Genomic DNA, 15,134 nt, shown 5'->3' on the forward strand with positions numbered 1-15,134 from the left:
CCGCGTCCCATCCTGAGAAGCGCGTCACCCACTCACTTCCGAAGGCTTGAACCGCCATGACGAGACCCACGCCCGAGACCCTCGCCCACACCGCCCGCCGTGCCCGTTCCGGCACCGGCGCGGCCGGTGACTCCGACTCCGCCGCCCGCCCCGGCCGTGCCGCCCCGGCGGCCGCCACCACCGAGACGCCCGTACGGGAGCCCGCCACCGCGCAGGTCTCGGGCGCCGGTTCGCTCGTGCGGTCGCTGGAGGCGCTCGGCGTCGACGTGGTCTTCGGCATTCCGGGCGGTGCGATCCTGCCCGCGTACGACCCGCTCTACGACTCCACGGTCCGCCACATCCTGGTCCGGCACGAGCAGGGCGCCGGGCACGCGGCCACCGGTTACGCGCAGGCCACCGGCCGGGTGGGCGTCTGCATCGCCACCTCCGGCCCGGGCGCGACGAACCTGGTGACGCCGATCGCCGACGCCTACATGGACTCGGTGCCGATGGTGGCGATCACCGGCCAGGTGGCCCGGCCGTCGATCGGCACGGACGCCTTCCAGGAGGCGGACATCCAGGGCATCACGCTGCCGATCACCAAGCACAACTTCCTGGTGCAGACGGCCGACGAGATCCCGCGGGTGCTGGCCGAGGCGTTCCACCTGGCCGCGACCGGCCGGCCCGGCCCGGTGCTCTTCGACATCCCGAAGGACGTGCTCCAGGCGCCGGCGACCTTCTCCTGGCCGCCCGCGCTCGACCTGCCCGGCTACCGGCCCACGCTGCACCCGCACGGCAAGCAGATCCGCGAGGCGGCCCGGCTGATGACCAATGCCCGCCGTCCGGTGCTCTACGTCGGCGGCGGCGTGCTCAAGGCCGGCGCCACCGAGGGGCTGCGCAAGCTGGCCGAGCAGACCGGCATCCCGGTGGTCACCACGCTGATGGCGCTCGGCGCGTTCCCCGACTCGCACCGCCAGCACCTGGGCATGCCGGGCATGCACGGCACCGTGGCCGCGGTCTACGGCCTGCAGAAGGCCGACCTGATCGTGGCGCTGGGCGCCCGCTTCGACGACCGGGTGACCGGCAAGCTCGACTCGTTCGCGCCGGACGCGACTGTGGTCCACGCCGACATCGACCCGGCCGAGATCGGCAAGAACCGGCACGCCGACGTCCCGATCGTGGGCGACGCGCGGCACGTCATCGACGAGCTGATCGCGGCGGTCACCGCCGAGCAGGCCGCGCACCCGTCGGTCGACCTGACCGACTGGTGGGCGCAGCTCGACGACCTGCGCGAGCGGTACCCGCTCGGTTTCGAGGAGCCGGCCGACGGCACGCTCTCCCCGCAGTACGTGATCAAGCGGCTGGGCGAGATCGCCGGCCCGGACGCGATCTACGTGGCGGGCGTCGGCCAGCACCAGATGTGGGCCAGCCAGTTCATCTCGTACGAGAAGCCGCACACCTGGCTCAACTCCGGTGGCCTGGGCACCATGGGCTACGCCGTTCCGGCCGCGATGGGGGCCAAGGTCGGCAAGCCGGACACCACCGTGTGGGCGGTCGACGGCGACGGCTGCTTCCAGATGACCAACCAGGAGCTGGCCACCTGCGCGCTGGAGGGCATCCCGGTCAAGGTCGCCGTGATCAACAACGGCAACCTGGGCATGGTGCGGCAGTGGCAGACCCTGTTCTACGGGGAGCGCTACTCCAACACCGAGCTGGGCACGCACAAGCACCGCATCCCGGACTTCGTCAAGCTCGCCGAGGCGCTCGGCTGCGTCGGGCTGCGCTGCGAGAACGCCGCCGACGTGGACAAGACCATCGAGGCGGCCATGGCGATCAACGACGCGCCGGTGGTCATCGACTTCGTGGTCGGCAAGGACGCGATGGTCTGGCCGATGGTCGCCGCCGGCACCAGCAACGACGAGATCATGTTCGCGCGGGGCGTGCGCCCTGCTTTCGACGAGGACGAACTCTAAATGACGATGCACACGCTGTCCGTGCTGGTGGAGAACAAGCCGGGCGTCCTGGCCCGGGTCTCCGGGCTGTTCTCCCGGCGCGGGTTCAACATCGACAGCCTCGCCGTCGGCGAGACCGAGAACCCGGACGTCTCCCGCATCACCATCGTGGTCAACGCCGAGTCCTCGCCGCTGGAGCAGGTGACCAAGCAGCTCAACAAGCTGGTCAACGTACTCAAGATCGTGGAGCTGGATCCGCAGGTGTCGGTGGCGCGGGAGCTGCTGCTGGTCAAGGTCCGCGCGGACCGCACGGCCCGCGCCCAGGTGCTGGAGACGGTCGGCCTGTTCCGTGCCCGGGTGGTCGACGTCGCGCCGGACACGCTGACGATCGAGGCCACCGGCACGCCGGACAAGCTCGACGCGCTGCTGCGTGACCTGGAGCCGTTCGGCATCAAGGAGATGGTCCAGTCCGGCACGGTGGCCATCGGGCGGGGTTCCCGGGCCATCACCGCCGGCCCGGCCCTGCGCGCCGCCTGATCCGTACCCACAAGTTTTTTCGACGGGCCGACGGGCTCCGCCGTACGAAAGGGAAGTCAATGAGCGTTGAGGTGTTCTACGACGACGACGCCGACCTGGGCCTGATCCAGGGCCGCAAGGTCGCCGTGATCGGGTACGGCAGCCAGGGCCACGCGCACGCGCTGTCGCTGCGCGACTCGGGCGTCGACGTGGTGATCGGCCTGCCCGCCGGGTCGAAGAGCCGGCCGAAGGCCGAGGAGCAGGGCCTGCGGGTGCTCACGACCGCCGAGGCGGCCGCCGAGGCCGACGTGATCATGATCCTGGCGCCGGACACGGCCCAGCGGCACATCTACGCCGAGGCCATCGCGCCGAACCTGACCGCGGGCAAGGCGCTGTTCTTCGGGCACGGCTTCAACATCCGGTACGGCCTGATCAAGCCCCCGGCCGACGTGGACGTGGCGATGGTCGCCCCGAAGGGCCCCGGTCATCTGGTCCGCCGCCAGTACGTCGACGGCAAGGGCGTGCCCTGCCTGGTCGCCGTCGAGCAGGACGCCAGCGGCAACGCGTTCGGCCTGGCTCTGGCGTACGCCAAGGCGATCGGCGGCACCCGCGCCGGCGCGATCCGGACCACGTTCACCGAGGAGACCGAGACCGACCTGTTCGGCGAGCAGGCGGTGCTCTGCGGCGGCGCGGCGGCGCTGGTGCAGACCGGTTTCGAGGTGCTCACCGAGGCCGGCTACGCGCCCGAGGTGGCCTACTTCGAGTGCCTGCACGAGCTGAAGCTGATCGTCGACCTGATGTACGAGGGCGGCATCGCCCGGATGCGCTACAGCATCTCCGACACCGCCGAGTACGGCGACCTGTCCCGTGGCCCGCGCGTGATCGACTCGCGGGTCAAGGAGGAGATGCGCAAGATCCTCGGCGAGATCCAGTCCGGCGAGTTCGCCCGCGAGTGGGTGGCCGAGGACGAGGCCGGCCGGCCGAACTTCGCCAAGTGGCAGGCCGAGGGCGCGGCGCACCCGATCGAGGAGACCGGGCAGAAGCTGCGCGGCATGATGAGCTGGGTCGACCGGCCGATCACCGAGACCGCCTGAGTTCTTCCCTCGTGCGGCCCGTGGCCCGACGCTCTCCCCGGCGTCCGGCTGCGGGCCGCCGTGCGTTCACGTGTTGAGACACGGTGAGTAGCGCCTCGTCCCGTACCGCACCCGTTAACGGGGGATGACGGGCGTGCGACGGGCCTTTGTGAGGGCCCTCACCCCGCACTCCGGGACACGCCGGGCGGGCAGCCACCTACCATCCTTGGTGTGGTGCCCCGGCGCACCCGACGGCCATGGCACGGATCGGCGTAGGGCGCAGCGCGGCGCCCCGGCGTCCCAGGCCGCACCATTACCGAGCGTCTACGAGGACCGATGAATCCTGTCGTACTGATCGCCGAAGAACTCGCCCCCGCCGCCATCGAGGTGCTCGCCCACGACTTCGACGTGCGGCACGTGGACGGCACCGATCGCCCGGCCCTGCTCTCCGCCCTCTCCGAGGCCGACGCGGTGATCGTACGCAGCGCCACCCAGATCGACGCCGAGGCGATCGCGGCCGCGCCGCGGCTCAAGGTGGTCGCCCGGGCCGGCGTCGGTCTGGACAACGTCGAGGTGCCCGCCGCCACCGCCCGGGGCGTCATGGTGGTGAACGCGCCCACCTCGAACATCGTCTCCGCCGCCGAGCAGGCCGTCGCGCTGCTGCTCGCGGTGGCCCGCAACACCGCCAGCGCCAGCGCCGCGCTCAAGGCCGGCGAGTGGAAGCGGTCCAAGTACACCGGCGTGGAGATCCAGGGCAAGACCGTGGGCGTGGTCGGCCTCGGCCGCATCGGCGTGCTGTTCGCCCAGCGCATCGCCGCGTTCGGCACCCGGCTGATCGCGTACGACCCGTACATCCAGCCGGCCCGCGCCGCGCAGCTCGGTGTCCGCCTGGTCGGGCTGGAGGAACTGCTGCGGGAGAGCGACTTCATCTCGATCCACCTGCCGAAGACGCCGGAGACGGTGGGCCTGATCGGCGAGAAGGAGCTGGCGATCGTCAAGCCGGGCGTCCGGATCGTCAACGCGGCCCGGGGCGGGCTGGTCGACGAGCAGGCGCTCGCCGACGCGATCGCGGAGGGCCGGGTCGCCGGCGCCGGCGTCGACGTGTACGCCAAGGAGCCGTGCACCTCCTCGCCGCTGTTCGCCTTCGACAACGTGGTGGCCACCCCGCACCTGGGCGCCTCCACGAACGAGGCGCAGGACAAGGCCGGTCTGGCCGTGGCCAAGAGCGTCAAGCTGGCGCTGCAGGGCGAGTTCGTGCCGGACGCGGTGAACGTGCAGGCCGGTGGCGTGGTCGCCGAGGACGTACGCCCGCTGCTGCCGCTGGCCGAGCGGCTGGGCCGGGCGTTCACCGCCCTGGCCGGCGGGGTGGCCGCCAGCGTCACGGTCGAGGTGCGCGGTGAGATCGCCGCCCACGACGTGTCGGTGCTCAAGCTGGCCGCGACCAAGGGCCTGTTCAGCTCCGTGGTGGAGGAGCAGGTCACCTACGTCAACGCGCCGCACCTGGCGGCCGAGCGGGGTGTCGAGGTCACGCTGGCCACGCCGGGCGAGACGGTCGACCACCCGAACCTGGTGACCGTGCGCGGCGCGCTGCCGGACGGCCGTACCGTCCGAGTGTCCGGCACCGTGGTGCACACCGGCGCCCGGGACGTGTTCAAGCTGACCGAGGTGGACGGCTTCGACGTCGAGATCGGCGCGGAGGGCATCCTGGTCTTCCTGCGCTACGCCGACCGGCCCGGCGTGGTCGGCACCGTCGGCACGCTGCTCGGCGAGGCCGGCGTCAACATCGGCGCCATGCAGGTGGCCCGCCGTGAGGCCGGTGGCGAGACGCTGATGACGCTCACCGTCGACCAGGCGCTCGGCGCCGACCTGCTCACCTCCGCCGCCGACTCGATCGGCGCGGTGGCGGCCAGCGCGGCCGACCTGCGCGACGTGTAGTCCGGACAGGACACATCGGGGCCCGGCCGGATGCGGCCGGGCCCTTCGTCGTTCCGGCCGGTCAGGAACGCACGCGGGCCGGTGGCGGGTAGACCGAGCCGTCCTGCGCGTCGAAGAGCATCAGGTCGTGTTCGCCGGCCAGCCGTTCGATGTCCAGCAGGACCTGGTCCGGGCAGGTCGGGTTCAGGTTCATCTCGATGTGGTCGGCGGCCGTGTGCAGCGGCGCCTCCCAGGGCGTACCCGGCCGGGTCGGACCGTCGGGGTAGCTCGCCGTGATCGCCCGGTAGAAGGCGACCAGCCTCGGGTCGGGTTGCTGCCTGCCGTGCCAGCCCTCGCGGCACTGCTGCACCGCCGCCCGCACCTGCTCCGGTGTCGCCCCGTTCGGCAGGGCCCACACGCTCAGATCGAAACTCACGGCGGACAGCGTGCCATCCCGGGCCCGGCCCGTCACCTCTGCCCCACCGTGCGTTCACCGGCTGATTGCCGACACCGATTCCCCGGCGTCCGCTGTGGAGACTCTTGCGTCGAGTTGCGTCGATTCGCTAGCGTACCGTTGCGGTTTCCGGCTGAGTCGATTCCCCGGCCCGTCTTCGGGTGGCGCGGTCGGGCGTCCGCCCCGTCGGCCCGCACCCCTCGATTGCGCGAGCCACGCGCACTCGTCGCTGACCGGCCCCCACGGTCGTTGCCGAGACCGCGGGGGCCGATCGCGGCTCAGCGCCGGTGCTACGCGAACAGCGGGCGGTAGTCCGAGTCCTGGCGGAACCAGGCCAGTCCGGCCGGTCCGGCGGCGTACAGGGCGGTGGCGTAGGCGTCGGCGACGGCCAGGTCCGGGCCGATCACGGTTGCGGCCGCCAGGCGGTCGGTCGGCTCGCCGGTGTGCGGGTCGATCACGTGCCCCCGCCGCCCGGTGACACCGGAGGTGCCCACCGCGCCGGTCGTCATCTCCAGCACGAGCGGCGTGCGCCGGGTGTCGGTGGGGTGGTGCACGGCCACGCGCCACGGCCCGCCGTGCGCCGCGCGCCCGCGTACCGTCAGGTCGGCGCCGCTGAGCACGGCGTAGTCGTGGATGCCGGCGGCGCGCAACCGCGCCGCGGCGCTCTCCACGGCCCAGCCGCCGAGCAGGCCGCCCGGGTCGAAGCCGCCGGGCACCGCCCAGGCGTCGAACCAGCCGTCGGTCGCCGCCCGCATCGACGCGCAGAGGTCGATCAGGTCGGCCAGCGGGGGGTACGAATCGGGGCTGATCTCGTCGCGGCGCAGCCGGGACACGAGGCTGTCCGGCCGGTTCGGTCCGTAGGTGAGGTCGACGGCGCGCAGTTCGGCGACGGCGTCCCGCAGCGCCTCGCCCACCACCCGGTGGCCCAGCCACTCGGGCGCGTTGAGCAGCAGTGTGTAGTCGGCGGTCGAGGTGGCCACCGTGTGCCGGACGGTGATCCGGCCGGACGCGCCGGCGCCGGGCCGCTCGACGCGGTGGCTGCTGGCGCCCAGGTGCAGGTCCGGACGGACCGGGCGGAACGCGGACTGGTCGACCCAGCGGGTACGTGGTTGCTCGTCCGCCCAGTGGGTCCGCCGGTGCTCGATCCGCATGACACCTGCCCCTCGGTGGTCGCCGCCGTGTCGCGGCGGTGGCCGGTTCCGGGCCTGCGTCGACCCGATGAAACCCGACCCTAAGCAGTGGAGATGACCGCGCCATGGGTGTCAGCTGGGAGGATCCTGTGACTCGCGTTCCCGAATGGTGGAAGATTCGTACCGGGGGACGGGACACCGACGTACCGTTGCCGGGAACGTCGAGACGAGGAGCATCAGGTGGCACGCATCGCGGTGGTGGCCGGCGACGGCATCGGACCCGAGGTGGTCGCGCAGGCCCGCAAGGTCCTCGACGCGGTGCTGCCCGGCATCGAGGCCACCGAGTACGACCTGGGCGCGGCGCGCTGGCACCGCACCGGCGAGGCGCTGCCCGACTCCGTCCTCGACGAGCTGGCCGGTCACGACGCGATCCTGCTCGGCGCGGTCGGCGACCCGACCGTGCCGCCGGGCGTGCTGGAGCGCGGCCTGCTGCTCAAGCTCCGGTTCGCCTTCGACCAGTACGTCAACCTGCGCCCGTCCCGGCTCTGGCCCGGCGTCGGCGGCCCGCTCGCCGCGGTCAAGCCCGGCGAGGTCGACCTCGTGGTGGTCCGCGAGGGCACCGAGGGGCTGTACGCGGGCGCCGGAGGCGCGCTGCACCGGGACACCCCGGCCGAGGTGGCCACCGAGGAGAGCCTGAACACCCGGCACGGCGTCGAGCGGGTCATCCGCGACGCCTTCGCCCGCGCCCGCCGTCGCGAACGGCGCAAGGTCACGCTCGTGCACAAGACCAACGTGCTCACCCACGCCGGTTCGCTCTGGTCGCGCGCCTTCGCCGCGGTGGCCGCCGAGCATCCCGACGTCACCACCGAGTACCAGCACATCGACGCCGCCGCGATGTTCCTGGTGACCAACCCGTCCCGGTACGACGTGGTGGTCACCGACAACCTCTTCGGCGACATCCTCACCGACATCGCCGCCGCGGTGACCGGTGGCATCGGGCTGGCGGCCAGCGGCTGCATCAACCCGGAGGGGCGCTACCCGTCGATGTTCGAGCCGGTGCACGGCTCCGCGCCGGACATCGCCGGCAAGGGCGTCGCCGACCCGGTCGCCGCCGTGCTCTCCGCCGCGCTGCTGCTGGACCAGCTCGGCCACGCCGACGCCGCCGCCCGGGTCACCGCCGCGGTCGGCGCCGAGCTGGCCGCGCGTACGCCCGGCGCGCCCCTGCGCACCGAGGAGGTCGGCGACCGGCTCGCCGGGTACGCCGTATCCTGACCGGGCCGATCCTCACCTGGCGGCCCGGTAACGGGCCGCCAGACCCGTCTCCGGGCCCGATTCGGCGGTCCGGTGCGGCGCAACCGTCCGAGGGGCGGACCTATCCGCTGAACGACCGTTCGGGGTAAGTTTCTGGCACCAGTGACGTCGGCGTGCGATCCCGCATGCCGTGAACCCGCAGGGAGGTCAGCGCGATGAGCGGTGGTGACAAGCTCGATTTCGAGATCCGTCCGAATCCCGCGCCGGTATCCGCCGCCGACCGGGCCGCCCTGCTGGCGAACCCCGGTTTCGGCCGGGTCTTCACCGACCACATGGTCACCATCCGCTACGCCGAGGGCAAGGGCTGGTACGACGCCCGCCTGGAGGCGCGCGCGCCGATCCCGATGGACCCGGCCGCGGCGGTCCTGCACTACGCGCAGGAGATCTTCGAAGGGCTGAAGGCGTACCGCACCGGCGACGCGGTGACGATGTTCCGCCCGGAGGCCAACGCGGCCCGGTTCAGCGCGTCCGCCCGCCGGCTCGCCATGCCGGAGCTGCCGGAGGCGACGTTCGTGGAGTCGCTGCGCCGCCTGGTCGAGATCGACCAGGCGTGGATCCCGGAGCACGAGGACGCCAGCCTCTACCTGCGTCCGTTCATGTTCGCCAGCGAGGTCTTCCTCGGCGTGCGCCCGGCCAACGAATACCTGTACTGCGTCATCGCCTCGCCGGCCGGGGCGTACTTCTCCGGCGGGGTGAAGCCGGTGACGGTCTGGGTCTCGCCGGACTACACCCGGGCCGCGCCCGGCGGCACCGGCGCGGCGAAGTGCGGCGGCAACTACGCCGCGTAGCTCGCGGCGCAGGCCGAGGCGATCGAGGCGGGCTGCGACCAGGTGGTCTTCCTGGACGCGGTCGAGCGGCGCTACGTGGACGAGCTGGGCGGCATGAACGTCTTCTTCGTCTACGACGACGGCAGCATCGTCACCCCGCCGCTGGGCGGCACGATCCTGCCCGGCATCACCCGCGACGCGATCCTCACCCTGGCCGCCGAGGTCGGGCACGAGGTGCGGGAGGCGCCGGTCAGTTTCGCCGACTGGCAGGCGGACGCGGCGAGCGGGCGGCTGCGCGAGGTGTTCGCCTGCGGCACGGCCGCTGTCGTCACCCCGATCGGCGGCGTGCGCTTCCCGGAGGGCGAGTTCCTCATCGGCGGCGGCGAGCCCGGCCAGGTCACCATGGCGCTGCGCCAGAAGCTGGTGGACATCCAGCGCGGTCGCGCCGAGGACCCGCACGGCTGGGTCACCCGGGTCATCTGACCGCCCGACCGCGCGGTGAGCAGCGAGTCCGCTCCCTGCTCACCGCGCGGCGTCAGTCCAGCAGGTGGGTGCGCAGCGACTCCAGCTGCGTCTCGGTGACGCCCGCGTGGTTCAGGTAACCCTCGACCGAGCCGTGGCCGGCGCGCAGCTCGGCCAGGAACAGCTCCATCGTCTCGGCCGGTGACTCCAGGAACGGCGGCGGCGGTTCCTCCGCGTCCGGCAGCGTGGCGCGGACCCACTCGGTGAAACGCTGCGACGCCGCGGTGCTGAGCGCGTAGTCGGCGACCACGTCCTCGTCGGGCACCCCGAGCACGGAGAGCGTGAGCGCGCAGACGATGCCGGTGCGGTCCTTTCCGGCGACGCAGTGCACCACCACCGGCGCGTTGGCGCTGTCCGCGATCAGCCCGACCGCCTCGGCGAGCCCGGCGGTCCCGGTACGCGCCAGGTCGGCGTACCGGTCGGCCAGGTAGCGGGCCAGGCTGACGCCGGAGGCGTCGAACCGGTTCGCGCCCCAGTCGGCGTGCTCGGGGTGGATGTGCCGGTAGGCGAGCCCGTCGTAGGCGGGCACCCGCCCGTCGCGTTCCACCTCGGTGGGGCGGCGCAGGTCGATCACGGTACGGATGCCGAGCGCGGTGAACGCCGCCCGGTCGGTCTCGTCGATGCGGTGCAGCGAGTCGGAACGGTAGAGCCGGCCGCGGCGCACGGTGCGCCCGTCCTGAGCGGCGTATCCGCCGACGTCGCGGAAGTTGAACAGGGTGGGGAAGGGGCTCTGCGGGGCGTCCACATCCGACACGGTACGGCCGGCGGGGCGTTCCCACGTCCCCGCCGGCCGCCGCCGCGGTGTCAGATGCGCGGCGGCACGTCCGGCGGCAGCGCCGAGTGGCTCTCGCCGTAGTAGCCGCCGAGCCGGTCCCGGTAGCCCGGGTCGGCGTGGCTGGACTCGTCGTACTCCGGGGCGGCCTTGATCTGGTCCTTCTCCCGGTCGACGTGCACGGTGCGGGCGTCGTGGTCGACGTGGTTCACGGTCCCGGCCGGGAGCATCACCTTCTTGCCGAAGATCCACGGCCCGGTGTCCACGACCAGGTAGCTGTCGTCCACCTCGTGGCTCGCCCGGTCGATCTTGCCGATGGCGCCGTCGGTGGCCTCGACCTTGTAGCCGGTCAGGTCGGCGCTCGCCACGCCCGCCTCGTCGCGGTAGCGCCACGGGTCGAAGGCGCCCGCCGGGGTGCCCCCGGCGACGGTGCCCCGGCCGTCGTCGAGGATCGGCTCGGTGCCGCCGTGCGTGGCGCGCGGGTCCAGTCCGTCCATGTGCCGCCTCCCGTCCCCAGGGCCGCGGCCGTCGCGGCGCCGTCATCAGTCGGGAGGGTTACCCACCCTGTCCGGGCACCAACCCGACGGCGGCCGGCCCGCCCACGCCGAGGGGCCGGCGCCACGGTGGTGACGCCGGCCCCTCGGGAGGTCGGCCCGCGCGGCGCCGGTCGGGCGCGTCCGGGCCGGTGGATCAGGCCAGCGCGGCCTCCGCGTCCAGGGTCACCGCGGCGGCGTGTACGACGGCGGCGATCCGCAGCCCCTCGTGCACCTGCTCCCGGCTGAACCCGGCGGCGCGCAGCGTCTTCTCGTGCGACTCCAGGCAGACGCCGCAGCCGGTGATCGCCGAGACGGCGAGGCACCACAGCTCGAAGTCGGTCTTCTCCACGCCGGGGCGGGCGATGATCTGCATCCGCAGCCGGGCCGGCAGCGACGCGTACTGCTCGTCGCCGATCAGGTGCTTGGCCCGGTAGTAGACGTTGTTCATCGCCATGACCGCAGCCGCGCCCTTGGCCGCCGCGACCGCCTCGGGCGTGAGGTGACCGGCCGCCTCGGCGGCGATCTCCCGCAGCACCACCGGGTTGCGGGCCGCCACCGCGCAGGCCAGGGCGGTGCCCCACGCCTGCTCCGGCTTCAGCGTCGAGGTGGTGATGGTGGAGCCGAGGTTGAGCCGGATGTCCTTGGCGTACTCGGGCAGGCCCGCCTTGATCGCGTCCAGGCCCATGGTCAGGCCCCGGCGCCGGCGAGGAGCGCGTTGGCGTCGAGCGTCGCGCCGCCCTTGTTCCAGTTGCACGGGCACAGCTCGTCGGTCTGGAGCGCGTCGAGCACCCGCAGCACCTCGGAGACGTTACGGCCGACCGAACCGGCGGTCACCATGACGAACTGGATCTCGTTGTTCGGGTCCACGATGAAGGTGGCCCGCTGCGCGACACCGTCGGCGCCGAGCACGCCGCAGGCGGAGGTCAGCTCACGCTTGATGTCGCTGAGCATCGGGAAGGGCAGCTCGCGCAGGTCCGGGTGGTCCTTGCGCCAGGCGTAGTGGACGAACTCGTTGTCGACGGAGACGCCGAGCACCTGGGCGTCGCGGTCGGCGAACTCGCCGTTGAGGCGGCCGAACTCGGCGATCTCGGTGGGGCAGACGAAGGTGAAGTCCTTCGGCCAGAAGAACACGACGCGCCACTGGCCCTCGTGGGACTTGTGGTTGATCGTCTCGAACGCCTTGTCGGCGTCGAGCGACACGCAGGCGGTGAGTTCGTACTCGGGGAAGTGGTCACCGACAGTGAGCACGGGTCCTCCTTGAGCGTGACCCGGCAGCACCGCCGGGCCAGTAACTGGATCTGTTCAAGATTCTTCCGCAGCCCTGTTTGCGCTCGTGGCGGGCGGTGGCCGGGTGTGAAGGCGGTCACCAGCCCCGCGATCGTCCCGGAATATGGGTTTCGCCTCCCAAAAGCGGGGGCGGGGTGGCAGAGTACTGGTCGTGACCAGCTTCGTCCTGATCATTAGCAGCTAGCGCGCCGGCCTTCCCTCGCCGAGCGCGCAGACCTCCCGCATCCGCGGGGGGTCTTTTTGTTTGCGCCCCAGGACGGACACGAGAAGAGGACTCCGATGACCTTCCAGGTGTACGACACGACGCTGCGCGACGGCGCCCAGCGCGAAGGACTCACGTACTCGGTGGTCGACAAGCTGGCGGTGGCCCGCCTGCTCGACGACCTCGGGGTCGGCTTCATCGAGGGGGGCTGGCCGGGCGCGGTGCCCAAGGACACCGAGTTCTTCCGCCGGGCCCGCACCGAGCTGGAACTGCGGCACGCGATCCTGGTCGCCTTCGGCGCCACCCGCAAGGCCGGCCTCGCGGTCGAGGACGACCCGCAGGTGCGCGGGCTGCTCGACGCGCAGACCCCGGCCGTCGCCCTGGTCGCCAAGGCGGACCTGCGGCACGTGGAACGCGCGCTGCGCACCACCGCCGAGGAGAACCTCGCCATGGTCCGCGACACCGTGTCGTACCTGGTGGCGCAGGGCCGGCGGGTCTTCGTCGACGGGGAGCACTGCTACGACGGGTTCCGCTTCGACCCGGGCTACACCGCCGCCGTGGCGGAGACCGCGCTGGCCGCCGGCGCCGAGCGCTTCGTCCTCTGCGACACCAACGGCGGCATGCTGCCCTCCCAGGTCACCGCCGTGATCGAAGGGCTGGTGGCGCGCACCGGGATCGCGCCGGAACGGCTCGGCATGCACGCGCAGAACGACACCGCCTGCGCGGTCGCCAACACCATCGCCGCCGTCGAGGCCGGCGTCCGCCACGTGCAGGGCACCGCCAACGGGTACGGCGAGCGCCCCGGCAACGCCGACATCTTCGCGATCGTCGCCAATCTTCAGCTCAAGCTGGGCATGCCCGTCCTACCGGAGGGCTGCCTGGAACAGATGGTGCGGGTCTCGCACGCCATCGCCGAGATCGCCAACATCGCCCCCGACACCCACCAGGCCTACGTCGGGGCCGCCGCCTTCGCTCACAAGGCGGGGCTGCACGCGAGCGCGATCAAGGTCGACCCGTTGCTCTACAACCACGTGGAACCCACCGTGGTGGGCAACGACATGCGGATCCTGGTGACCGAGATGGCCGGCCGGGCCAGCATCGAGCTCAAGAGCCGTGAGCTCGGTCTGGACCTGGCCGGCCATCCGGACACCCTGTCCAAGGTCACCGGGCGGGTCAAGGAGCTGGAGGCCGACGGCTGGTCGTTCGAGGCCGCCGACGCCTCGTTCGAACTGCTGGTCCGCTCGGAACTGCCGGGCGCGGCGCCGGTCCGGCCGTTCACGCTGGAGTCGTACCGGGTGCTGGTCGAGCACCGCGAGGACGGCGCGGTGGTCTCCGAGGCCACGGTGAAGATCCGGGTACGCGGCGAGCGGGTGATCGCCACCGCCGAGGGCAACGGCCCGGTCAACGCGCTGGACGAGGCGTTGCGGGTGGCGCTGTCCCGGCACTACCCGGAGCTGCGCGAGTTCCAGCTGGCCGACTACAAGGTCCGCATCCTGGAGGGCAGCCACGGCACCGGCGCGGTGACGCGCGTACTCGTGGAGACCGCCGGGGCGGGCCGCGACTGGACCACCGTGGGCGTGCACCCGAACGTGGTCGAGGCCAGCTGGCACGCGCTCGTCGACGCGCTCACCTACGGCCTGGACCGGACCCGCGTGACGGGCGGGACCGCGGCCTGACTCACCCGGCCGGCAGGCGCAGCTCGGCCAGCAACGCGCGGTGGTCGCTGCCCGGCACCGGGAAGGTGCCGGCGGCGCGCACCGCGATGCGCCGGTCCACCAGGACGTGGTCGATGGTGACCGGCGGGATCGGGTCGCCGTCGTACGGGCCCCAGGTGCCGCCGAACCCGGCACCGGCCGCGTCCGCCGCGTCGGTGTAACCGGTGGCGATCAGCTCCCGCAGCGCCGCGTGGTCGAGCGTCGCGTTGAAGTCCCCGGCCAGCACGCTCAGCCCGCCGTCCGGGGTGGCCGGCGGCTGGGCGCGCTGGTCGGTCCACCAGTCCGGCGCCACGTCCACCGCGTACGGCGCGGCCGGGTGCGCCGACTCCACCCGTAACGGCGGCGCGCCCGGCACCGTCACCGTCGCGTACGCCTGGGTGAAGAAGAACCCCTGGTTGCGGCGGTGCCCGGTGTCGCGCAGCGGGTGGCGGGCGTACACGCCGGAGCCGGTGGAGCCGACCTCGGGGCTCAGCGACCGGTAGGGCAGCAGCGTGGCCAGGCCGAGCCGGTCCAGCTCGGCCGCGAGCGCCGGGGTGAGCTCCTGCACCGTGAGCACGTCCACCCGCCGGACCCGGGCCAGGTCGACAAGTCCCGCCGGGTCGGCCGAGCCGAGGCGCAGGTTGGCGGTGAGCAGCCGCAGCGTCGGCCCGTCGGCCGGGGGACGGGCGTCGGGGACCGCCCGGGGCGCCACCGCGCCGATCAGCGACAGCGCGGCGAGGGCCGCGACCACCGCCGGGGCCCGGCGCCGCAAGGCGCGCGCCGACACCGCCACGACCGGGGCCAGCGCGGCGACGTACGGCGTGAAGGCGATCGCCAGCACCAGCGGACCGCTTTCCAGCCCGGCCAGGCGTACCAGCGCCCAGGCGGCGACCGGCGCCGCTGCCAGCCAGCACGCGGCGGTGGCCCAGCGGCCGCCCCGGGTGCCGCCCCGGGACAGGTCCGGCGCTGTGATCATGGCCGTCAGGCTACCCGGGTCCGCGCTGCCGCGATGCCCGGCGAAACAA

At 72.8% G+C, this 15,134-nt stretch carries 13 protein-coding genes and 1 pseudogene; 7 read left to right on the forward strand and 7 right to left on the reverse strand.

Annotated features, from left to right (window positions below; all coding sequences use genetic code 11):
• Positions 1-56 precede the first annotated feature (56 nt).
• From BAW75_RS14285 to serA, 4 genes are all read left to right on the forward strand, one after another.
• Entirely contained in the window at positions 57-1,952 is a 1,896-nt protein-coding gene (locus tag BAW75_RS14285; protein ID WP_104113879.1) for an acetolactate synthase large subunit, read from the forward strand.
• Positions 1,953-2,468, forward strand: coding sequence for an acetolactate synthase small subunit (gene ilvN, locus BAW75_RS14290; protein ID WP_018786257.1), 516 nt, complete (start codon positions 1,953-1,955; stop codon positions 2,466-2,468).
• Positions 2,469-2,527: 59 nt separating this feature from the next.
• Positions 2,528-3,541 carry a ketol-acid reductoisomerase gene (gene ilvC / locus BAW75_RS14295; protein ID WP_104113880.1) on the forward strand — a complete coding sequence of 338 codons (1,014 nt, stop codon included), beginning with the start codon at positions 2,528-2,530 and terminating at the stop codon, positions 3,539-3,541.
• Positions 3,542-3,856: 315 nt separating this feature from the next.
• Positions 3,857-5,455 (forward strand): phosphoglycerate dehydrogenase, encoded by a 1,599-nt coding sequence (gene serA, locus BAW75_RS14300; RefSeq protein ID WP_104113881.1) that lies wholly within the window; start codon positions 3,857-3,859, stop codon positions 5,453-5,455.
• A gap of 61 nt (positions 5,456-5,516) precedes the next feature.
• On the opposite strand, the gene BAW75_RS14305 is transcribed toward serA, so the two are convergent.
• The gene (locus tag BAW75_RS14305) at positions 5,517-5,870 is read right to left on the reverse strand and encodes a hypothetical protein (RefSeq protein ID WP_208635251.1); all 354 of its coding nucleotides are present in this window, start codon (positions 5,868-5,870) and stop codon (positions 5,517-5,519) included.
• A gap of 308 nt (positions 5,871-6,178) precedes the next feature.
• Positions 6,179-7,039, reverse strand: a complete 861-nt coding sequence (locus BAW75_RS14310; protein ID WP_104113883.1) for an FAD:protein FMN transferase — start codon at positions 7,037-7,039, stop codon at positions 6,179-6,181.
• Between the two features lie 219 nt (positions 7,040-7,258).
• On the opposite strand from BAW75_RS14310, the gene BAW75_RS14315 reads away from it, so the two are divergent.
• Positions 7,259-8,290, forward strand: a complete 1,032-nt coding sequence (locus BAW75_RS14315; protein ID WP_030500874.1) for a 3-isopropylmalate dehydrogenase — start codon at positions 7,259-7,261, stop codon at positions 8,288-8,290.
• A gap of 194 nt (positions 8,291-8,484) precedes the next feature.
• Positions 8,485-9,579: pseudogene (locus tag BAW75_RS14320) on the forward strand (branched-chain amino acid aminotransferase).
• Positions 9,580-9,631: 52 nt separating this feature from the next.
• Here BAW75_RS14320 and BAW75_RS14325 read toward each other — a convergent pair.
• The 4 genes from BAW75_RS14325 to BAW75_RS14340 all read right to left on the reverse strand — a co-directional run bounded on the left by BAW75_RS14325 (position 9,632) and on the right by BAW75_RS14340 (position 12,174).
• Positions 9,632-10,372, reverse strand: coding sequence for a tyrosine-protein phosphatase (locus BAW75_RS14325; protein WP_043330569.1), 741 nt, complete (start codon positions 10,370-10,372; stop codon positions 9,632-9,634).
• A gap of 50 nt (positions 10,373-10,422) precedes the next feature.
• Positions 10,423-10,887 carry a hypothetical protein gene (locus BAW75_RS14330; RefSeq protein ID WP_104113884.1) on the reverse strand — a complete coding sequence of 155 codons (465 nt, stop codon included), beginning with the start codon at positions 10,885-10,887 and terminating at the stop codon, positions 10,423-10,425.
• Positions 10,888-11,080: 193 nt separating this feature from the next.
• Entirely contained in the window at positions 11,081-11,611 is a 531-nt protein-coding gene (gene ahpD / locus BAW75_RS14335) for an alkylhydroperoxidase, AhpD family (RefSeq protein ID WP_104113885.1), read from the reverse strand.
• 2 nt (positions 11,612-11,613) lie between these two features.
• Positions 11,614-12,174, reverse strand: a complete 561-nt coding sequence (locus BAW75_RS14340) for a peroxiredoxin (RefSeq protein ID WP_030500869.1) — start codon at positions 12,172-12,174, stop codon at positions 11,614-11,616.
• 318 nt (positions 12,175-12,492) lie between these two features.
• Between BAW75_RS14340 and cimA the strand changes: the two genes are divergently transcribed.
• Positions 12,493-14,091, forward strand: a complete 1,599-nt coding sequence (gene cimA / locus BAW75_RS14345; RefSeq protein ID WP_104113886.1) for a citramalate synthase — start codon at positions 12,493-12,495, stop codon at positions 14,089-14,091.
• Position 14,092: 1 nt separating this feature from the next.
• Here the strand turns inward: cimA and BAW75_RS14350 are convergent, their stop codons facing one another.
• Positions 14,093-15,085 (reverse strand): endonuclease/exonuclease/phosphatase family protein, encoded by a 993-nt coding sequence (locus BAW75_RS14350; protein ID WP_104113887.1) that lies wholly within the window; start codon positions 15,083-15,085, stop codon positions 14,093-14,095.
• Between the last annotated feature and the right edge of the window lie 49 nt (positions 15,086-15,134).

This window comes from Micromonospora chalcea (genome assembly GCF_002926165.1).
Taxonomy (GTDB): domain Bacteria; phylum Actinomycetota; class Actinomycetes; order Mycobacteriales; family Micromonosporaceae; genus Micromonospora; species Micromonospora chalcea.